This window comes from Ochrobactrum sp. RH2CCR150 (genome assembly GCA_014138095.1).
GTDB lineage: Bacteria > Pseudomonadota > Alphaproteobacteria > Rhizobiales > Rhizobiaceae > Brucella > Brucella gambitense.
Genome location: JACGXE010000002.1, coordinates 733213 through 752966 on the forward strand (window position 1 = coordinate 733213; position 19754 = coordinate 752966).

A 19754-nucleotide genomic window follows, 5' to 3' on the forward strand; every position below is an offset into this window, starting at 1 on the left:
CCCATGGGCCTTTTGACTTGGGTGGGGAAGCCTTTCGGGCTTCTTTCCGGCCCATGGCGCGCATTCTTTGGAATGTCGACCACAAGCGGCGAGACGGTCACCTATGAACACGCGATGCAGCTTGATGCTGTCTGGGCGTGTGTGAACCTGATTTCAAATGCCGTGAAGACGCTGCCCTGTAATGTCTACAAGGGCGATGGCGTTGACGTCGACCGCGAGAATCCGCTGTACGAACTCCTGCACGACCTGCCGAACCTGGACGACAGTGCATCTGATTTCTGGGGAATGGCAGCTCTCTGCCTCTGCCTTGATGGCAATTTCTTCGCAGAAAAGAAGAAAAACGGCGGTCGGCTGGTAGCGTTGAACCCGTTCAATCCGCTTTGCGTCGACGTAAAGCGCGATGATCGGAACAACCGCTACTACGAAGTCACCGAGCAGTACAAAAACGGCAAGAAGGGCGGCGTTCGCAAAATCCGCGAAGAAGATATGCTTCACGTCCGCGGGTTGGTCATGCCTGGTTGTGATCGTGGGCTTTCGCCAATTGCCGCACAGCGCAATGTGATAGGTAACGCCATGGCCGGCGAGAAGACGTCGGGCCGTATGTTCAAGAACGGCATGATGGCTTCGGTCGTCTTGTCGTCGGATCAGGTTCTGAAAGCCGATCAGCGCAAGCAGATCGCGGAATCGTTACAGGCATTTGCCGGTGCCGACAAGGCTGGAGGGATCGCGGTACTTGAGGCGGGTTTAACCCCGTCGCAAATCACCATCAACCCGAAAGATGCGCAGATGCTTGAGACGCGGCAGTACAGCGTCGAGCAGATCTGCCGCATTTTTGGCGTTCCGCCGGTCATGATTGGCCATGCTGCAAACGGCACGACGACATGGGGGAGCGGGATCGAGCAATTGATCCTGCAGTTCACCAAGACATGCCTCACGCCCATGCTCAGAAGCATTGAATCGGCAATCTACCGCGACTTGCTTGATGCAAAGACCCGCAAAACGTCCGTCGTGAAGTTCAATATGGAAGGCCTGCTGCGCGGCGATAGCCAGGCGAGGGCGGAGTTCCTGCAGAAGATGGTCCAGAACGGCATCTACACGCCGAACGAGGCCAGAGCTTACGAGAACAAGCCAAAGATGGATGGCGGCGACGAATTGATCGTCAATGGCACCATGCAGCCTCTGTCCATGGTCGGACATAACGGCGGGCCTCCGCTGGACGATACACAGCCAAGCGCTGGATAAGGGAAATTCATGAAATTCGAACACATTTTGACGGCCTTCGAGGCCGAACCGTGGGCGATTCAGCGCGAAAAACTAGCCGTTTTGGCTGATGTTCTTGCGGCACGTGTGGCGGGCGACAAGCTCGTCACGCCTGAATTTGCAGCGGCTGTTTCTGATGCTCGCGCAAAGGAAATCGCTGAAGTTGACGGCAAGGTCGCCGTGATCCCGGTTTACGGCGTATTGGCCGACCGAATGGACCTGTTTTCCGCGATGAGCGGCGGCACATCTTATGCCGGCATCAAGCGCCAGCTGCATAAGGCACTGTCCAACGAGGATGTGAAGGCCGTTGTTCTTGATATTGATAGTCCTGGCGGCTCGGTACCGGGCACGGACGAACTCGCAACGGAAATTCGCAAATTGCGAGGCGGTGAAAAACCGATCATAGCGCAGGTCAACTCGCTGGCTGCGAGCGCCGCCTACTGGATTGCGTCATCTGCCGACGAAATCGTTGTCACGCCGTCCGGGCGTGCAGGGTCGATCGGTGTTTATACGGCGCACGACGATATCTCTGCCGCGTTGGAAAAGGCTGGCGTCAAGCGCACCTACATTTCGGCAGGCAAGCACAAGGTGGAAGGCAACGAAACCGAACCGCTCGGAAAGGACACACTGGCCTACATTCAGGACAGCGTAAATCGCTCCTATGGCCGGTTTTTGCAGAGCGTTGCCGATGGGCGGGGCATTACGAAATCTAAAGTCGAAGACGGATTTGGTCAGGGGAGGGTGTTCTATGCAGAAGCGCTCATGGACAGAGGAATGGCAGACCGTATTGCCACACTTGACGAGACCTTGGCCCGACTGGGCGCGAACACCGAGCCGGAATATGTCCGCCGCGTAAAGGCTTCGAACGCCGCAAAGGCAGAAGCAGCGCAGGCACTGGCCAACAAGATTGCCTCCGGCGAAGAAATCACAAAACGCGAATTCGAGAACGGCATGAAGGGTCTTCTTGGTCTTTCGAATTCGGAGGCAGAGCGGGCCGCTCGGCTCTACCTCAAGTCTGATCAGGGGGCTCCTGATGACGAGACGGATGCTGCTGCTTTGGCAGCCTTAAACCGGCTTTTGGCCGAAGCAAACACACCACTCTTGAAGAAATAGGAGCCACTCATGGCTGAACTAGCAGAACGCATTGGCGAGCTGGGAGCTTCGCTCGCCTCCATTAAAGAGCAGGTCGGCAATCTCGCGACCGATTTCACCACGCAGCTCCAGCAGCACGGAACTGTTTCCACCGAGCTGACCAGCAAAGTCGATAAAGCATTGTCCGAGCTTGGCGACACCACGACCCGCATTAGCGAACTGGAAAAGCGCGCCGCTCGGGAGCGCGATGATGTCGCCCATGGTCCACAGGATGTCGGCGATATCGTCGTGGCATCTGAGAAATTCCAGTCGACCGACGTATCCGGCGCATGGCGCGGTTCGATCCGAGTTGGCATGGAGCGCGCTGACATTACGTCCGGCAATACCACGGTTGGCGCCGGCCGTTCGGCGGGTACCTCTCTTGTCCCAGGGCAGCGCGTGCCAGGCATCATTGCCCCGCCTAATCGCCAGCTGACGATCCGCGATCTTATTGCACCGGGCCAGACCTCGGCCGCAAGTGTCGAATTCGTCAAGGAAACCGGCTTTACGAACAGCGCGGCTCCAGTCGCAGAAGGCACGCAGAAGCCGAAGTCTGACCTGACCTTTGATATGGAAACCACGCCTGTTCGCACGCTGGCCCATATCTTCAAGGCAAGCCGTCAGATCCTCGACGACGCTCCGGGCCTTGCGAGCTATATCAATGCTCGCGGCACGTACGGGCTCAAGTTCGTTGAAGAAGGCCAGCTTCTGAACGGTGACGGCACCGGTCAGAACCTGCACGGCATTCTCCCGCAAGCATCGGCCTTCACCCCGGCTTTTGAGCCAGAAAACGAGACGGCGATTGACCGCCTCCGACTGGCAATCCTGCAGGTCATTCTGGCCGAATATCCGGCGAGCGGTTTCGTTCTGCATCCAACCGATTGGACCACGATCGAGTTGACCAAGGACCTTGGCGGCAACTACATTGTCGGCAACGCGCAGTCGCCGATCGGTCCGTCGCTGTGGAATCTGCCGGTCGTCCAGACGCAGGCAATTTCTGCTGGCAAGTTCCTGACCGGTGCGTTCAATCTCGGCGCGCAGATCTTCGACCGAATGGGCGTCGAAGTGCTTCTGTCCAGCGAGAACGACAAGGACTTCGAGAACAACATGTTCACGATCCGTATCGAAGAACGCCTCGCGCTGGCGGTTTACCGCCCAGAGGCATTCGTGACCGGCGACGTCAATCCGCCGGTAACTCCTTAATCGTTGACGGGGCGCCTCGGCGCCCCTTTTCACGAGGAAATCATGAAAATCAAAGCGCTGAAAACCTTGGTCGGCAATTACGGCCGATTGGATGAAGGCATGGTCGCCGATCTGCCAAACTGGCAAGCCGGTCAGCTTCTGGCGCTTGGTTACGTCGAGAAGTTTATGGAGGTTGGCGATGGCCGACACGAAGACACGCAAACGCCGGGTGGCGAGCTACATCGGGGCGGGAATCGTCGATCCAAATCCGGCTCCCGAGCCAGAACCCGAGCCTGAAACGCCGCCGGAGGGTGGTGGCGATGGCACTGGTTGACCTCGAACTGCTGAAGAAACACCTTCGTGTGTTTCATGATGACGAAGATGCTGAGCTTGAAGTCTATCTGGCTGCGGCAGAGGCAATCGTCATCGAATATGTCGACCGTGAGATCGTGGCTACCGGCGCGACGCCTACCTTGCCGGATGGCATTGAGTTAACCCCGCCCATCACGGCAGCGATCTTGCTGGTCGCGGCTGATCTGTACGAGAACCGCGAACCTGACATGAAAGCCGAAGGTAATGCCGTTCTGCCGCGTCATGTTCGTGCGCTACTCGCTCCTTATCGGGTGTGGCGCACTCTTCCGGTGGAAGAATAAGAGAAGTGTAGCGAGAACGGCTGCACTTCTCCTGTGGCCGCTATTCTGGCGGCCATTCCTGACGGGTGTACCAATCATCGACGTCAGATCTTACGCGGTCTTTTTCCAATCCGTAGCGTTCCTGGATTTTACCTTCCAATTGCTCACGGCGACCGTTGATCTGATCGAGATCATCGTCAGTCAGCTTGCCCCACTGTTCTTTCACGCTTCCCTTGAACTGTTTCCAGTTACCTTCGACGCGGTTCCAATCCATCAGAGTTCCTCCGTTAGGTTTGCAGTATCAGCCTCCTAACTTCGCAGGGCGAGAAATGTTCATTGCGTTTTTGGCGAGGTGTTCAATGCCCTGGCTCCACTTCACAGCCACTTACGACTTCATCCCCAAGCCTGCGGTGACGATCCGCTATCCGGCAGGCTACGTCGGGCTAGTGACTACGCCTTGCGCTAATCGCGCCATTGCCGCTGGCAAGGCCGAGCGCCTTCCAACTCCCACGAAAGACGAGGCCGAAGCATGGCGAAGCGCGCAGGTGCCGGCAGCCTGAACTGTCGTTTGACGTTTCAGGTTCGGCAGGACGTGGATGATGGTTTCGGCGGTACGCGCGGCGAATGGGTTGACCAATTCACCGTGCAGGGAAGGCTGGAACCACGTTACGGCAGCAATGCCGAGAGCGTTATGGCGGCGCGAATGCAGTCCATGCAGCCGTACAATCTGACCATTCGCAGTAGCACCGAGGCAAGGCAGATTACGGCGTCTTGGCGAGTATACGATGTGCGAGCGGGGAAGACTGGGGACAAGCCGAACCGCGTGTTTGGCATCAAAACCGCCGTCAATCCCGACGAACGTGGGCAGTACATTGAGATGCTGGTGATTGAAGGCGAGGAAACGTGATGGCGGTAAAGATCAAAGGTCTGGATCGCCTGCAGATAAAGCTCAAGAAATTCCCGGAAGTTGCTGAAACACTTGTCAAAGCCGCTATGGAGCAAGGCGCGCAGGAAATCGTCAACATGATGCAAAACTTGGTTCCCGTCGATGATGGCGAGCTAATGGAAAGCATCGGCTGGACGTGGGGTAAGGCTCCAAAATACAGCCAGCGCATTGGCAGTGTAAAGTCGAATGACGGGAAGTTGACAATCACGATTTACGCCGGCAATTCCAAAGTTCGTTACGCGCATCTGGTCGAGTTCGGCAGCGCTCCGCACGTGAATGGCGGCATGTATCCCGGCACTTTTAATCCCGGCGCCAAGGCGCAGCCGTTTTTCTACGTTTCTTGGCGAGCCAAGCGACGTAGCGCTAGGGCCCGAGTGTCTCGCGCTATCACCAAGGCAGCCAAACAGATTGCGGCGGATCGCTAATGGACCCGGTTTTAGAACTTCAGGGCGCAATTATTCAACGCTTGCGAAGCTTTCCCGCGCTTGTCTCGCTGATTGGTCAGCGTAGCTACGATAACCCGCCGACAAATGATCAGGGGCAGGTTTCGCCCTCTATCTTTCCTTACGTCAGCATCGGTGCGTCGAGCGCGCAGCAGATAGATGCCGACTGTATTTTCGCTGACGATATCATTTTCCAGCTGGATGTCTGGTCGATTGAGCCAGCCAAAAAGCAGATGCGCGACGTCGCAAACGCAGTGCGTCTCGCAACACGAGGGTGGGAGCCTGTTTTGACAGCTAATGCCCTCGTGACATTCGAATATTGGCGAACTGACTACATCCAGGACGGCGCAATCAACCACGCGTCGATCCGCTACACGGCGATCATCGAGCAGCCCTAGGGCCTCCACGCCGATCACCCAAAAAAACTATTCATGGCCGCCATTGGGTGGCCTTTTTCGTATGGAGGCCGCAATGGCTCAAGCAACTACGATCAAAGGCGGCAAAGTCCGCGTCAAGATCGGTACAGTGGGTGTTGGCGGTGAAATCACCTACGCTGCACCTTGCGGTTTCACGCAGCGTTCTATCAGCCTGAACAAAAACCTCAATGAAGTTCCGATCCCAGATTGTGAAGACCCCGATAAGGTCGACTGGGTTGGTCGCGACGCGGTGTCGCTTTCTATGGGGGTGAACGGCGAAGGTGTATTGGCCGCGGAGTCAGTCGAAGATTGGCTTGATGCCGCGGAATCGATTGATAGCGTCCCTGTCCAGCTTGATCTCGAGTTTCCCGCCAAGACGTACACTTACACGGGCAGAATGCACGTCGAAAGTCTCGAAATTGGCGGCAACAACGGCGAGCGCGCGACAAACAACGTTTCTATGCAATCCGACGGCGAGATGGTCCGCACTTCGACTCCGACGGCTCCATAATGAGTAGAGACGCGAAAGTTGAACTCGACTGGGCGGATGGTACTTATACCTTCCGCCTTGGTTGGGGCGAATTGGAAGCGTTGCAGGAAGCTTGCGACGCTGGTCCTTGGATCATTTTGGAGCGACTCTTCACCAAACAGTGCCGGGTTGGCGATATAGCCCACGTTATCCGGCAGGGGCTGATTGGCGGAGGATTGGAGCCGACCGACGCCACGAAGCTTGTGCGAACCTACATCGAAAAGCGCCCTCCTGCCGAGAATATCGTCTTCGCGACCATCATTCTGCAGGCGGGGATTCAAGGCGTGCCAGAGGAGCCGGTGGGGGAGCAAACGGCGGCAAATCAGACGGAGAGCAACTTGACAGTCTCCCAAACGGAAAAGTCAGATTTGCCGCGGTCTACGGCAACGGTGCGGCGCTCGGCTTCACGCCGCAAGAAGTAAGACGAATGTCCATGTGGCAGTTTATGGCTGCCGTTGACGGTTACGTCAAAGCCAACTCGACAGACGATGGCGGTCTGAGCCAGAAGGAAAAAGACGAGCTTTGGGAGTGGGTGAGCGAGGGTAGGGCGGGGTGCTAATAGCAACCCAACTGCGTTGCCTCGGCCTGCGCCTGTGCGCGCTCCGCTTCCAGCAATCTTGGGATGTTGGTCCGGCTAAGCAGTTGCTGGCATCTCAGTTCTTTGTTTGCCGGGTCAGATGCCTTATTGCTGGCGCAACTGCTTATAGCCAGCATGATGGTGCAAATAGTGACGATGGCTTTCATGTGTGTCCCCTCCTCGGTCAATTTTCTAAGTTAATGGGTTAAAACCCGCACGCGCAATGGTGTTTTCTTCCGCTCGGATCGCGTCAGCTTTTTGATAGATTCGGGTTCTTAGAGCATCGAACAATCTGCCATCTTGCTCATATATGATGATGTCATTGAGCGTTCCCATGCCGCCATAGCAGTGCAGGATCCGTATCACGCCGTGAAAGTCAGAAAGTCTAATTTCTGAAGCGCCTTTTTCGAGCACACTTGCCCATCCGTGAACATTATGGGTACGCAATATTGCAACGATCTTATCTACATCGGAGCAAAGAGTTGCTAAGTCCGGGTGCATCGCAAATTCTTTCGCTATAACGTCGGTTCCTTCACGCGAGATCCTGATCTAGCGCCGTCCGCCCCCGTGGCAAAGCCTTCGAAATCACGACCGATAGTAATCAGCGGCAGCGAAGCCAGTGATGCGAAACCGCCAATGATTAGCAGCGCATACGACATGACCATACTTTGACTGTAATAGCCGCCAAATTGCACGTTCTTCGCGACCCTCGCGAGCAGATCCCAGTAGCCATACGCGGACACCAAGGGGCCGGCAAACAGGAACGCGATTCCTAACCAGCCCAACCCATTAAATCTCTGTTCTATTTTCATAGGTGCCCCATCATGGCCACTAACCTTGAATCCCTTGTCGTTCAATTTTCAGCCGATTTCAAGCGGTTGGAGAACGCGATCAATCGGCAGCGTGGGCAATTCACGCGCCAGATGGGCCAGATGGAGAAGTCAGCAAACGCAAGCGTGCAGCGCATAAATGCGGCGCTTGGAAACATCGGCAAGGGCACGATGCAAGACCTCGCTGCTCCCCTAACCGGCATTACTGCCGCATTGGGCACGCGCGAGTTGATGCAATATGCGGATGCTTGGACGCAGGCTGGAAACCTCATTCGTTCGTCAGCGACGGCAGCTGGTGTTGGCGCACGTTCGCTGAATGAGTTGAAGGGCGGTGCGAACGAAGCTCGGACAAGTCTCGAAGCCTATACTGACCTATATGCTCGGCTGATCAGATCGGCCTCCGCCGTAGCCAAGTCGGAAGACGAGATTGCTTTGGCAACGTCGCTTGTCTCGAAAGCCTTTAAGGCTGGCGGTGCGTCCGCACAGGAACAAGCTGCTGGCATTCTCCAGCTCGGGCAAGCTTTGGGTTCTGGCGTGTTGCAGGGCGATGAACTCCGGTCGTTGCGTGAAAACGCTCCGGTCATTGCGAAGGCAATTGCTGACGAGTTTAAGACCACGATCGCAGGCTTGAAGCAGCTTGGCGCCGATGGGAAACTGACGTCCGATCGCGTGTTCAAGGCTATCCTGAATGCACAAAAGGGCATTGAGGCTCAGTTCAAGGCCACCAACGCGACTATTGCCGACGCCTTCACGCAGATTAATAACGAGTTTACCGCTTATATCGGCAATGCCGATAAGTCAGCTGGCGCGAGTAGGCAGATGGTTCAGGCGCTGCAGTATGTTGCTGATAACTTCAAAGAAATAGCCGACGTTGTTGCAGCCTTTGCGACCGTGCTGATTACCACGTTCACGGGGCGGGCAATCGCTGGCGTAGTCGTCGGACTTGGCCAGGCCGTTGTTGCATTGGGCTCGTTCCTGACCGCACTCCGCACAGGTACGAGTGTAGTTGCCGCCTTCAGTGCATCGCTTGGACCAATAGGCCTCTTGGCCGGGGCTGCGGCAGGTGCCGTCTATTTGCTCTACAACAATATGTCGTCTGGCGACCGTGCTGCGAAATCATTCAGCGATGCTGTCGACGAAAACAAGGTTGCGCTGGAAAATGCTGCTTCAGCTTCTCGTCAGTATCAGACTGAACTGACGAAGCAGATTAGTCTGCAGCTTGAAGCAGCCAAGGCGGCGTACACGCAGGCAAGCGCAGACGCCGACGCCGCCGACGAAAGAGCCAAAACATTCTATAGAATGACGGGTTTGAAATTCGAGCCGTTTGAATATGCCGCTGAAAGCGCTGGCAACAATGCTATCGCATTAGCCGGCGCGGTCGATAAGCTCGAAGTTCAGCAGAAGCGTGCCGAAAAGATCCTCGCCTCAACTCCATCAGGCTACGGCGGCGGTATCGCGACTACACCAGACGACAAGAAGAAGGGCCGCACGAAGAAGACACCCGCCGAGCGGTTTGACGATAACATGCAGCGCGTCACCGACCGCACATCGGCTCTTGTCGCGGAGACTGAAGCGCAGCGTCAGATCAACCCGTTGATTAATGACTATGGCTTTGCCATGGAAAAGGCGCGCACAGAGCAGGAACTGCTGAACGCTGCCCAGAAGGCGGGCGTTGCGCTCACTCCTGAGCTGCGAGCGCAGATTGCCCAGACCGCCGATCAGTGGGCACTTGCGAGTGCGGAGGCTAATAAGCTTGCCGAGGCGCAGAACCGCATTCGGGAAAACGCCGAAGACATGGCGGCCTTTCAGAAAGAATGGGTTGGAGGGATTGCCAGCGATCTTTTGAACGGCGCTGACGCAGCGGAAATATTTGCCAACTCCCTCGGACGCATCGCAGACAAGTTTATCGAGATCGGCCTTGCGAACATTTTCGATACCGATAAAGGCGGATTCAATCTGTTTGGCGCATTGGGTGGCGTATTCCGTAAGAACGGCGGCCCGGTAAAGCGTGCTGGCGGCGGTATCGTTCGTGGTCCTGGCGGGCCGCGTGGCGATAAAATTCCGGCGATGCTGAGCGACGAGGAATTCGTCGTCAATGCGGCGGCTACAAAGCGCAATCGTGCCTTGCTGGAGGCCATTAACAGCGGCAGCGTTATTGGGCTTAAGGATGGCGGCTCACCTTTGCGCGCCCCATCCATGCCGATCCTGCGGTCATCTGTTGCGACGCAGCAAGCGCAATCCGGCATTGCCGACGTTCGTGTCTTTGTGGATCGCGACGGCAACTGGCAGGCCGAGGTCGAACGCATCTCGCAGCGGAACGTGAAACAGGGGCTCACTGCTTTTGACAAAACAGGCGCCATGCGAACTGCACGCGATCTACGGCAAGTCAATTCAAGGGGGCTGGCAAGGTAATGGCTGAACTTCTTCCGACTGGCCTTCGATATCAGCCGACTTTCCCGGTCCTGAATCGCCCGGTTTCCATGTCTCAGTACGGGGACCGGGCGATTTCAGCGATTGAGAACGGCGATCCTTTCTGGACTTGGACGGCCAAGATTACAGCGTTGACGAATGCCAAGCGCAATTTGCTCGAGGCGTTCATCGATCGCTGCCGCGGCGGTCAGGTTACGGTGCACTACACCCCAAAACACGTTTGCATTCCGCAAGCTTATTGGGGTGACGCTAATAATCCGGCAATCACCGGCACCGCTACGCTGGCTGCGATCAACGGCAACTCGCTCACCTTAAATGGCGCGGTGGTCGGATTGAAACTGAAGGAAGGCGATTTGGTCGGGTTTACGGTCGGCGATTACAACTTCATCGCCCGCATCGTTGCTGATGCCACAGCAGCCAGCACGAGCGTGCAGGTGAAGATCGAGCCGTTTTTGCCGTCCTACATCACAGCGGGCGCGGCAGTTCGCTTCAAGAGCCCGGTGATGAACATGCGGCTAATGCCGAAGACGTGGGAAATTGGCGACGGCAAGTTTCCCGATGCGTCGTTTCAGTTGATTGAGGTGCCGAAGTAGGCTTGCCTACCGTTGGCGCCGAGCGCGAATAGCACGAACCCAGGTGTTGTTGAACATAATGGCGCCTATGACCAATGCGACGGCGCCAAGGGTGATCATGCCGAAAGCTACGCCTTGGTCTCCGAACTGCTGATATAACCAGCCCGTTTTTTCTACTGCTTGGGCTGGATTTCCAAGGCGAAGAACACCTTGGATCAAGGCACCAAAACCGACAATCAACATGCAAACACTTCTAATCATGCCGGCCAGATATCAGCTGGGCGCGGTTCAATCCACCCTTTCGATGATTTGGCGGTAACTAATGGCCTTCCCAGCACGTCTACAGCAATTGCTCGACGAGGGCAGGGGCAAGATTGCCTCAGCCGTCAAAGTCGAATTTGGCACCGGCACTTATGGCTTTTTCTCCGGAAAGGGAAGCGTGAGCTATGCTGGACTCACGTACAACGGCAACACCATCATCGACATCGACGAACCGATGTATGCGCTCGGCACCGCAGCCCAGCCAGTGACGATGCGCCTGCCTGCCGCTGCTGATTTCGGGCTTACGCCAGACAAGCTGAAGCTGATTGAGCAGGAAGACTACAAGAACCGTCCTGTCACGTTCTACGACTTCTATTTCGACCCGGACACAAGCGCTTTCCTTCACGCCGAGCCGACCTGGTACGGCTATGTCGATACTATCGACCACCGCGAGGAAGGCGACAATGTTTGGCTGGAAGGCAATATCGAGACCGGTGCAGTCGATAATTTCCGCGAAGGCTATCGTTACGCCTCGCATGAGGATCAGCAGCTTGTTTCGCTAAGCGACATGCTTTTCGAGTATGCAGCGAGGATCAAGAATGAATTCTTCAAAATCAAATTCGGCTAGGATCTCGGGTTGGGATCGGGCGCTGGAAGATATTGCGACGGCCCACGTATCCATCACTCCTGAATGGGGCGTCTCGGACTGCCTAATGACGGCGGCGGATGCGATCGAAGCGGTTATCGGTGAAAACCCGCTCGCCGAGTTTCGCGGCAAATACAAAACCGAAGTCGGCGCCGCTCGCAAGATGCGCGCCAATGGCTGCGAGAACGTCAAGGACGTATTCGAGAACTACCTCCAGCTTGAGCCCGTCAATAGACTCTTTGCCCGCCGGGGTGATGTCGGCGTGATGGTGATCAATGACGAATACGTCGCCGGGTTCATTTGCGGCTCTGGCTTTGCGGTCAAACAGCCGCATGGGCTTTCATTCTTTCCCGTGACCGAAATCGAGCAGGCCTACAGGGTCGGAGAATGAACCGTGGAAATCATTAAATCGAGATTATTGATTTTGGTTGGCTGTGGTGAAGACGCAAAATTTCTGATCTTCACAAATCCCAATGACTGCGAGCGTGAGTATCTCCGCCTCAAACGCCAGCTGAAATAGCCAGCACCACCACTACAATCAGCGCCTTTGAAGGTCCGTCAGCAGCGGGCCTTTTTTTGTTGCGCCTGCATGAGGCCGCCGCATGCCATTTTTAGCGCCTATCTTCACCGCTATCGGCGGCATCGTGTCGAGCGTGGCCGCATGGGCCGCTGCCAGTCCGATCCTTGCCGGTATCGCTCAAACAGCCTTCGGCATTGCGCTTAAATATGCCGTCAACGCGTTATTCCCTCCCAAGACGCAGAGCCGAGCTTCTGAGCTGGAAACCCAATATGGGGCGAATATCCCGCGTTCGGTTATTCTCGGCACGTGCGCGACCGAAGGCCATCATATTTATCGCAACAGCTACGGTAGCGGCGGCAGGCTCATTCAAGATGTGTTCGTGCTGTCGAGCTTCCGCATCACGTCTGTGCCTCGTGTTCGCTACAACGGTGAGTGGCGCACGCTTATCGCGCAAGATGCCGACGGCTATTGGTTTGTGCCGAATGAGGGTACGAGTGGCGACGATCACGATAATGTCCGCGTCAAGTTCTTCTACGGCACGATGGATCAGCCGGCCGAGCCGACACTGATCAATAATGCCCGCCCTGCTGGACGCTGGACTGTGAACCATCGTGGCGCAGGCGTTGCCTATGCCATCGTGTTTTCGGAGCTTCGCAAGAATGGCGATGGCCTGACCTCGCCCGCAAAGCTGTTATTCGAAGTCGTCGGCGCGCCGCTCTATGACTGGCGCAAAGACACCACTATGGGCGGTGCGGGCGCTCATCGCTGGGACGATCAGAGCACTTGGGAGTATTCCGACAATCCCGTTGTGCAGATATACAACCTGGAGCGCGGTTTCTTCAACGGCACTCAGCGCATGGTCGGCAAGGCTGTTCGTGCAAGTCGCCTGCCATTGGCTGAATACACCCAGGCGGCGAATATCTGCGACGAAGGCATGTCGGACGGTTCGAAACGCTATCGCGCCCACGCGATTGCCAAGGACGGTCCCGGCGCCAACCACGACGCCAATCTGACGCCGATACTCGAAGCCATGTGCGGCTCGTGGGTGGAGCGTGTTGACGGCGAATTCCCGATTGCGGGCGCTCCGCAGGCCATCGTTGCAACCATCACCGACGCAGACATCAAGCGTGGCGCACCGCTTCGCTTCAGCGCGAAACGCAAGCGCACCGAGCTAATCAACACGGTCGCCGCCTCGTATGTATCGCCAGATGACTTCTATGAAACGAAGGACGCCGCAACCCGTATCGATGCCGGTGCACTGGCTGAAGATCGCGAAACGCTTGCCAGCGCCATTCCCTATGCAGCCGTCACTGACGTGCGGCAGGTAGACAGGCTGGCAGACATCGCAATCCGCGGGGCGCGCTATCAGGCATCAGCGGAAATCGTCGTCCATCCGAAGTTCCTTGATACGATCAAGGAAGGCCGGTGGGTTCGCTGGAACAGTAAGAAGTATGGCGACCGCACATTTCAGGTTCTGACGCGCCAGCTTGGCGGGATCAATACCGATGGCGCTCGCGATATCTCGCTGTCTTTGCAGCAGATCAGCAATGGTGTGTTTGATCCGACAGCCTACGAAACCAACCCGCCAAACATCATCGTTATTCCACCACCGCAATATCTGGCCGAAGTGCAAAACTTCTTCGCCATTCCAATTGTTGTTGTTGCAGATGGACAAGGCGAACTGCCCGGTGTGCGGCTAATCTGGGATCCGATTGATGATATCTCGGTCGTCGGCGTCGATATCGAATATTGGCCAGCGAACGACCCGTCGCAGGTGTTTACCAAGTTCGTGACTTGGGACGTAATCAACGTTCCAATAGTTGAAGGCCTGACCTCGCTGACTGACTGGTTTGTCCGGACCCGCTTGCGCGTGGACAATGGCCGGTCGGTGGCTTGGTCAACGGAAACGCCGTTCACAACCCTCAAGGCGGCAGGCGATGATAGCCCAGTCGATTATGAGCGCCTCGACGGTGACGTGAAGGGCCTCATCAACTGGATGACGGATGACCGGCGCGAGATTATTCGGCAAGCGCAGGAAAACGCCACCAAAACCGCTGACGGAATGCTGGCCGGTTATGCAGATAGTCGATCGCTTCGCCGCGAGATTGCCAGCACCTACGGCAAGGCAAAGGCATCGTGGTCGGAAGATATCTATGTCGCGACCGGGCCGAACAGCGCCATCGTGCAGCAGCTGACACAGCTGAACGCCGAGCTTGACGATAAGGCTGACGCCAGCGTGGTGACACTTCTGTCTACGCGAGTGGATAATGTCGAGGGTCAATACACAGCTGTCGCAGATGCGATCACTGACGTGAACGCGTCGGTCGATGGAACGGTGGCAAACTCCGGCTGGCGCATGACATCGACGGTTAGCGGTGGGGGCACATCGGCCAGAATATCGGCCTACGCTCGCATCAACACAGGCGACACTTGGAAACAGGCGGGCTGGTTTATCAACGTCACCCCGACGGGAAGTCAGTTTATCGTCGTGTCCAACCAGTTTGCCATTGCCGATCCGAACAATAACGGCACCTTCACCTATCCATTCGTTGTGCAGAACGGGCAGGTCTACATTCAAAACGCCCGTCTCGGAACGCTTTATTTCGACGTGCTTCAGTCCAACAACGGCAAGATGATCATGCGCGGTTATGACAACTTGGCCGATCTGCGGATATTCACATGACCCAGACATTCATTGGCTACAAACCGGGCGTCGGCCCGGTTCTGAAGTGCCTGAAATATGACACTGACGATCCGCTGACATTGGCAAACACGGCATTTGATAGGTTCTTCTTCAATTCTGAGACGCAGAACCTGTCTTATGTTTTCCCGACGAACCCGTTTTTCTATCGTTCGGCAGAGCTAGCTGCGCTCCCGGCGACATTCAACATCACGAATGATCGGGGTAACGTCGTCATTTCTGGACGGACGGGAACGGCGACAGGTTTCTACAATGTCACAACGTATTACCGAATAACGAACGCCTATCCGAGCATGGGCTATGTTCCGATGTCGGAGTTCAGACAGGTTGATTTGCTCACCAACCGAATTGAGTGCGGGTCTTTCCTTAGCTATTACGCCTTGGTCGGCTCGACCAATCATAACGTGGTGACGGCGCAGCAATTCTATACCGTTATGGGCCGATTGGTTGGAACGACGAGCGGGTCAACGACCTTTCCGACGGTCTACAACGGCATAATCTCTACGGGCGATCAGGGATTTGTCGGACTTGGGGAATGGTTCGTCTGGAAAAACCAGTTGATCTACACTGACAACAGAAACCCGAACGCCATTTATCCGAGTGTATGGGATTTGCCTGCCGACGCATCGGCTATGCGGACCTATACGACTGCTCCGGGTCTTCTGTCGCTGGAAGCAAGTTCCAGCCGTTTTGTGCTTTCCAGACCGGGCTATGATGTGAATACGACGAATGAGTTCGGCACGATCATAAGCTCGAACAACCGTTCGCCGGCTCTCTGCGTCATGAACGGCACGGAAAACAATATCCCTGCAAATGGATCGAGAACAATTGCAGCACCTGCTGGTGTCATCCTCTCGCAAAGGGCGGTCGTTGACGTGATGTTCCGTGTCTCCGGTCAGACGTGGCGCGTACCTGGACTGCTGACCGATACCACGGCGGCAGGAACTTGGCGTTTGTCTTACACCGTGTCCAATAACAGCGTCACGTTCTACAATTCGGAGAAGGACGCTGTTGACCTGCGGTATGTCGTTTTCAACGTGGATGACCAGCCGACATCGACGGGCGGCAATCAGGTCATCTTCCGTGGCAATGATGGATCGCGTGACTATGTTCAGATCAAGAAACCCGGCACAAGCGACCCTGCAAGCCGTCCGAACGATATCCTGTTTGACAGCCGGTATCCGCAATTCCAGATCATCGCGCAGGGCTTTATTCCGATATCGAGCTTTGGTGCAACGCAGCCTCCGACGACGATCGATAAAGGCGCAAGAACATATCGGCTGAACTTCAACAATGCCGGTTTCGTGCCTTACCTGAAATACTCAACCGTGTTTCCGAATTGTGTGACGACGCCGATCTATCGAGCCGAGCGCGGGGTTGATGTTTCGAACATATCCATGCTGGCCGAAGTGAATGACACCTATGTCGATTTCTACTGTTCGCCAGACAGCGGCTGGTCTGATGCTTTCAGCCAAGCTGGCAGTTGGACTCGCCTTGACTACGGCGCCCGTATTCAGGGTGTCCGATACTACATCTTCGGCATAACGCCGAACTGATCTCAGGAGAAAAATCTATGGCTACTTTGTCCGACTATATGTCGGGAACGATTTCGCTCGCCAATGGATCAGTGACGGTAACCGGAACCGGCACGCTGTTCGAGGTGACACGGTTTCGGGAAGGCGACACGCTCCAAATCCAGAACCTGACGGCTGTGATTTCCAGCGTCGATAGCGATACGCAACTGACGCTCGCTGAACCTTGGACCGGCCTCGATATTGTTGACGGCCCGTATCGTGCTCGCCAGCTTGGCGACGGCACTCGCGTTTCAACACAGGCTGCAACGGTTATTCAATCGCTCGGCAATGGCGTCCTGACAAACCTTGCTGAACTCGGCGTCGAGGAAGGCAAGGTACCTGTTGGCGGGCCGACGGGTGAGTATGAGTTGACGGACTTGGTTCAGGACCCGAATGGAAGCCTTGCAAAACTGGCGGCGTTGACGCTGGCGGCGAACAAAATTCTAAATACAAATGGCTCGGGCAATTTTACTCAGTCCGATATCACAGCAGCTGCTATCGCTCTTCTCAACCTTTCTGGGACGGCGGCAGCGGACCAATTGCCCTATCTGACTGGCGCAAGCGGAGCAGGGCTGACGACCCTAACGTCATTTGCTCGTACACTTCTTGCCGCTACCGGAGGGACCGCAGCTGTAGCAGCATTAGGGATAACGGTATCATCTTCATCCGGGAGTACAATGTCTCTCGTTTTTCCCAACGGCTTTAAGATTTGCATGGGCACAGTCACGCCTACAACGCTGAGCAGTGGTGGCTTCTATATTACAATGCCAGTTTCATTTACTAATATTCCAGTAGCTTGCTTAGTGATGCCCGGCGCGCTTGAGACAGCAAACAGGATTATCTATAGCAATTACCGAACAAACTGGTCGAACACGCAAGTATACGTGCACGCTTGGTATAGCTCTACCAACGCCGCCGCAGCATCAATTACAACACGTGTTGACTATTTAATAGCGGGGTTCTGACATGATTATTCGAGCAACCTTCAATGAAGAAGGCTTTGCGACTGGCTTCTATCCTGAGAACATTTGGCCTGTTGACTTCCCGGCTGATGCTATCGAGATAACAGCAGACCAATACTCTGATCTGATCGATAATCAGGGGATGCGCAAATGGGTAAACGGTGAAGTGGTTGAATACACCCCGCCAGCCGTCGATCCCGTCACGATCATTCCTGCGGTTACGCTCTGGGAACGCATGACTGATGTCGAGGCCGAACAGGTCAATACCGCCATGGCGACGCAGCCATTCCGCACCCGGCAAATCTTCCTGACCGCAAACACCTTCCGCTCTGATCATGAGCTTTGGCCGTTGCTGAAAAGCATGGCTACCGGTCTTTTCGGAGAGGAAAGGGCAGCTGAGTTGCTAAATTCATTTTGATTTCAGACAGTTGGTTTATTTGGAGGAGCTAGTTTGTCGCGGATTTTTATAAATGGCTCTTCTATCAAAATATACGGGATGTACGAAAGAATGATCGCCGCAATGATCATCACGAAATAAAGAATAGGCCCCCGACATTCTGGAAAGAAGCGGATCGAGTAACTGAACATCAGCATATGCCAGAGGTAGAGGCTGTAACTGACTTTGCTGATGTACGTGATTGCGCTTTTCGCAATAATTCCAAGAGAAGGGCGACGAAAATAGAAGACGAGCACAATTGACGCGGCACTTAACCCCGTAACGATGTAGCCTGCTACATCATGATACCAACGTGGGAGCACTGGCGTAGGAAGGCCAAGCATGGAGCCGGAATAACGGTAGAGGTCCGCAGCAAAAAGCAGGCAAGCTACAATCACAAGCAAGGGCCACAACTGTTGAAACGTGTCTCGGACGCGTTTGATTTGAATGAGATAGGCGATAAGTACTCCATAAGCCATCCCGTCGAAACGAAACGGGTTAACACGGATTGAGATCGGTTCTGAGCCTGCGTAATGCTGATATATGCGGACGATTATCGGAATGAGTATGGCTGCCAAGATCGCGATCAGCATTCCTCGCTTCTTGAAAAAACATGAAGCGGCCAAAGCCCCCAGCGGGAACAGAATATAGAACCATTCTTCCACGGCGAGCGACCAAGATACCGGAACAACACCTTGATTGTGGTTTATGGGCCACTGAAGCAATATGAAGTCACTGAATTGAACTCGCCCATAAACTATCCAGAAAAACAAAAGAATGAAAAAATAAGCGGGTAGAGTTCGCATCCAACGGCGGAACCAGAAGCGTCCAAAACTGTATCCGGTTACTCCTTGGTTGAACATTTTTATGAGGATGGAGCCGATAAGAAACCCGGATAGAGCAAAAAATAGTTCTACACCGAACCATCCGCCAAAAGTGAGCGCCATGTTGCTGTCAGGGGAAACAAGCGCCTGTCGAGCATGGCTTATCAAGACCATTGTGATCGCCGCTGCGCGTACGATATCTAGACCAAAATTTCGAGTTTCTGAGAAATCAGACAAGTGGTCATCCCTTTAATGAGTAAATCGCTCTAGCAGGGCGTTATCTGATCAGTCAATGACGACTTCCAGTCGAACCTCCGCCGCCCACTGAGGCGGCTTTTCTTTGCTTAAGAAAAACCCCGGACTAGCCGGGGTTAAGGCTATTGCCGCCACCTGGTGTCCCAGGAAAGCACCGATATGACACAAAGCAATGCAGCGAGGATGGGGACTTCGATTAGAAAATACCAATGCATTGACATGCCCTCATACTGGAACGCGGCCACCGCCATTGCCATGCGAGGTCATCCACGGCATAGCCGCTTCAGGTTTTTCGAGAATGTTGCGCTTTCGAGCGAAGCCTTCAAAGGCGTTTTGCGCCACGATTAGCGGTTTTTGCCCGCTGTAAGCGTCACAACAGGCGCTCCATGCCACTTCATAGATGATGTCGCGATCATCCTGTGGCCATTCATAAAGAAAATCGATTGCGTCAATAGGGCCTGCGATCTCTCTGATCAGAAATTTGCCGTCCTTCACAAAAATTGGACTGTCAAACAAACGGTCGCTCATCGAAACCTCCATTTGATCGAACGAAAAAGTTGGAATGACGACATCGATTTAGTGATCGATCCGGCGGTTTCAAGAACCTCTTATTGTTAAATTTCAGGA

At 55.0% G+C, this 19754-nt stretch carries 27 protein-coding genes; 20 read left to right on the top strand and 7 right to left on the bottom strand.

The features are described 5' to 3' along the window. The first annotated feature begins 3 nt into the window (after positions 1-3). From FHW03_RS07170 to FHW03_RS07190, 5 genes are read left to right on the top strand one after another with little or no spacing between them, the layout of a single operon-like run. On the top strand, positions 4-1242 hold the full coding sequence (locus FHW03_RS07170) for a phage portal protein (RefSeq protein WP_182519983.1): 1239 nt from the start codon (positions 4-6) through the stop codon (positions 1240-1242). A 9-nt stretch (positions 1243-1251) separates the two neighbouring features. Further along, on the top strand, positions 1252-2373 hold the full coding sequence (locus FHW03_RS07175) for a S49 family peptidase (protein ID WP_182519984.1): 1122 nt from the start codon (positions 1252-1254) through the stop codon (positions 2371-2373). A gap of 9 nt (positions 2374-2382) precedes the next feature. Beyond that, positions 2383-3594: a phage major capsid protein gene (locus tag FHW03_RS07180; RefSeq protein WP_182519985.1), complete on the top strand. Its 1212-nt coding sequence runs from the start codon at positions 2383-2385 to the stop codon at positions 3592-3594. A 42-nt stretch (positions 3595-3636) separates the two neighbouring features. Then, a complete protein-coding gene (locus FHW03_RS07185; protein ID WP_182519986.1) occupies positions 3637-3870 on the top strand; it encodes a hypothetical protein in 234 nt (77 codons plus the stop codon). Between the two features lie 23 nt (positions 3871-3893). Next, positions 3894-4226 carry a head-tail connector protein gene (locus tag FHW03_RS07190; protein WP_182519987.1) on the top strand — a complete coding sequence of 111 codons (333 nt, stop codon included), beginning with the start codon at positions 3894-3896 and terminating at the stop codon, positions 4224-4226. A 40-nt stretch (positions 4227-4266) separates the two neighbouring features. Here the strand turns inward: FHW03_RS07190 and FHW03_RS07195 are convergent, their stop codons facing one another. After that, the gene (locus FHW03_RS07195; RefSeq protein WP_105529255.1) at positions 4267-4479 is read right to left on the bottom strand and encodes a CsbD family protein; all 213 of its coding nucleotides are present in this window, start codon (positions 4477-4479) and stop codon (positions 4267-4269) included. 85 nt (positions 4480-4564) lie between these two features. On the opposite strand from FHW03_RS07195, the gene FHW03_RS07200 reads away from it, so the two are divergent. From FHW03_RS07200 to FHW03_RS26035, 7 genes are all read left to right on the top strand, one after another. Then, positions 4565-4765: a hypothetical protein gene (locus FHW03_RS07200; RefSeq protein WP_078339739.1), complete on the top strand. Its 201-nt coding sequence runs from the start codon at positions 4565-4567 to the stop codon at positions 4763-4765. Continuing rightward, positions 4735-5112: a phage head closure protein gene (locus FHW03_RS07205; RefSeq protein ID WP_182519988.1), complete on the top strand. Its 378-nt coding sequence runs from the start codon at positions 4735-4737 to the stop codon at positions 5110-5112. Before FHW03_RS07200 ends, FHW03_RS07205 begins: the two co-directional genes overlap by 31 nt. Then, positions 5112-5576, top strand: coding sequence for an HK97-gp10 family putative phage morphogenesis protein (locus tag FHW03_RS07210; RefSeq protein ID WP_182519989.1), 465 nt, complete (start codon positions 5112-5114; stop codon positions 5574-5576). The genes FHW03_RS07205 and FHW03_RS07210 overlap by 1 nt, the downstream gene beginning before the upstream one ends. Then, the gene (locus FHW03_RS07215) at positions 5576-5992 is read left to right on the top strand and encodes a DUF3168 domain-containing protein (RefSeq protein WP_182519990.1); all 417 of its coding nucleotides are present in this window, start codon (positions 5576-5578) and stop codon (positions 5990-5992) included. Before FHW03_RS07210 ends, FHW03_RS07215 begins: the two co-directional genes overlap by 1 nt. A 73-nt stretch (positions 5993-6065) precedes the next feature. After that, a complete protein-coding gene (locus FHW03_RS07220; RefSeq protein WP_182519991.1) occupies positions 6066-6521 on the top strand; it encodes a phage tail tube protein in 456 nt (151 codons plus the stop codon). Then, entirely contained in the window at positions 6521-6961 is a 441-nt protein-coding gene (locus FHW03_RS07225; protein WP_182519992.1) for a gene transfer agent family protein, read from the top strand. Before FHW03_RS07220 ends, FHW03_RS07225 begins: the two co-directional genes overlap by 1 nt. Positions 6962-6966: 5 nt before the next feature. After that, the gene (locus FHW03_RS26035; RefSeq protein WP_377514319.1) at positions 6967-7098 is read left to right on the top strand and encodes a hypothetical protein; all 132 of its coding nucleotides are present in this window, start codon (positions 6967-6969) and stop codon (positions 7096-7098) included. Here the strand turns inward: FHW03_RS26035 and FHW03_RS07230 are convergent. Genes FHW03_RS07230 through FHW03_RS07240 form a run of 3 tightly spaced genes read right to left on the bottom strand, consistent with a single transcriptional unit; the run spans position 7095 to position 7928 of the window. Beyond that, positions 7095-7283 (bottom strand): hypothetical protein, encoded by a 189-nt coding sequence (locus FHW03_RS07230; protein ID WP_182519993.1) that lies wholly within the window; start codon positions 7281-7283, stop codon positions 7095-7097. The genes FHW03_RS26035 and FHW03_RS07230 overlap by 4 nt on opposite strands. Positions 7284-7308: 25 nt before the next feature. Next, positions 7309-7617, bottom strand: a complete 309-nt coding sequence (locus FHW03_RS07235; RefSeq protein WP_182519994.1) for a DUF6966 domain-containing protein — start codon at positions 7615-7617, stop codon at positions 7309-7311. A 14-nt stretch (positions 7618-7631) separates the two neighbouring features. After that, positions 7632-7928, bottom strand: coding sequence for a hypothetical protein (locus tag FHW03_RS07240; RefSeq protein WP_182519995.1), 297 nt, complete (start codon positions 7926-7928; stop codon positions 7632-7634). A gap of 12 nt (positions 7929-7940) precedes the next feature. Between FHW03_RS07240 and FHW03_RS07245 the strand changes: the two genes are divergently transcribed. Further along, positions 7941-10358 (top strand): tape measure protein, encoded by a 2418-nt coding sequence (locus FHW03_RS07245; RefSeq protein WP_182519996.1) that lies wholly within the window; start codon positions 7941-7943, stop codon positions 10356-10358. Next, positions 10358-10969 carry a hypothetical protein gene (locus tag FHW03_RS07250; protein WP_182519997.1) on the top strand — a complete coding sequence of 204 codons (612 nt, stop codon included), beginning with the start codon at positions 10358-10360 and terminating at the stop codon, positions 10967-10969. The genes FHW03_RS07245 and FHW03_RS07250 overlap by 1 nt, the downstream gene beginning before the upstream one ends. Before the next feature lie 6 nt (positions 10970-10975). Here the strand turns inward: FHW03_RS07250 and FHW03_RS07255 are convergent, their stop codons facing one another. Further along, on the bottom strand, positions 10976-11191 hold the full coding sequence (locus FHW03_RS07255) for a hypothetical protein (protein ID WP_182519998.1): 216 nt from the start codon (positions 11189-11191) through the stop codon (positions 10976-10978). 79 nt (positions 11192-11270) lie between these two features. On the opposite strand from FHW03_RS07255, the gene FHW03_RS07260 reads away from it, so the two are divergent. The 6 genes from FHW03_RS07260 to FHW03_RS26040 all read left to right on the top strand — a co-directional run bounded on the left by FHW03_RS07260 (position 11271) and on the right by FHW03_RS26040 (position 18030). Beyond that, a complete protein-coding gene (locus FHW03_RS07260) occupies positions 11271-11837 on the top strand; it encodes a hypothetical protein (protein ID WP_182519999.1) in 567 nt (188 codons plus the stop codon). Next, on the top strand, positions 11809-12246 hold the full coding sequence (locus FHW03_RS07265; protein WP_182520000.1) for a DUF6950 family protein: 438 nt from the start codon (positions 11809-11811) through the stop codon (positions 12244-12246). The genes FHW03_RS07260 and FHW03_RS07265 overlap by 29 nt, the downstream gene beginning before the upstream one ends. A 211-nt stretch (positions 12247-12457) precedes the next feature. Continuing rightward, positions 12458-15058, top strand: coding sequence for a DUF1983 domain-containing protein (locus FHW03_RS07270; protein ID WP_182520001.1), 2601 nt, complete (start codon positions 12458-12460; stop codon positions 15056-15058). After that, positions 15055-16632: a hypothetical protein gene (locus FHW03_RS07275; protein WP_182520002.1), complete on the top strand. Its 1578-nt coding sequence runs from the start codon at positions 15055-15057 to the stop codon at positions 16630-16632. Before FHW03_RS07270 ends, FHW03_RS07275 begins: the two co-directional genes overlap by 4 nt. Positions 16633-16649: 17 nt before the next feature. After that, positions 16650-17615, top strand: a complete 966-nt coding sequence (locus FHW03_RS07280) for a hypothetical protein (protein WP_182520003.1) — start codon at positions 16650-16652, stop codon at positions 17613-17615. Position 17616: 1 nt separating this feature from the next. Beyond that, positions 17617-18030, top strand: coding sequence for a hypothetical protein (locus tag FHW03_RS26040; protein WP_377514323.1), 414 nt, complete (start codon positions 17617-17619; stop codon positions 18028-18030). Between the two features lie 2 nt (positions 18031-18032). Here FHW03_RS26040 and FHW03_RS07290 read toward each other — a convergent pair whose 3' ends face one another. Next, entirely contained in the window at positions 18033-19109 is a 1077-nt protein-coding gene (locus FHW03_RS07290) for an acyltransferase (protein WP_182520004.1), read from the bottom strand. Positions 19110-19352: 243 nt separating this feature from the next. Beyond that, positions 19353-19655, bottom strand: coding sequence for a DUF982 domain-containing protein (locus FHW03_RS07295; RefSeq protein ID WP_182520005.1), 303 nt, complete (start codon positions 19653-19655; stop codon positions 19353-19355). Positions 19656-19754 lie beyond the last annotated feature (99 nt).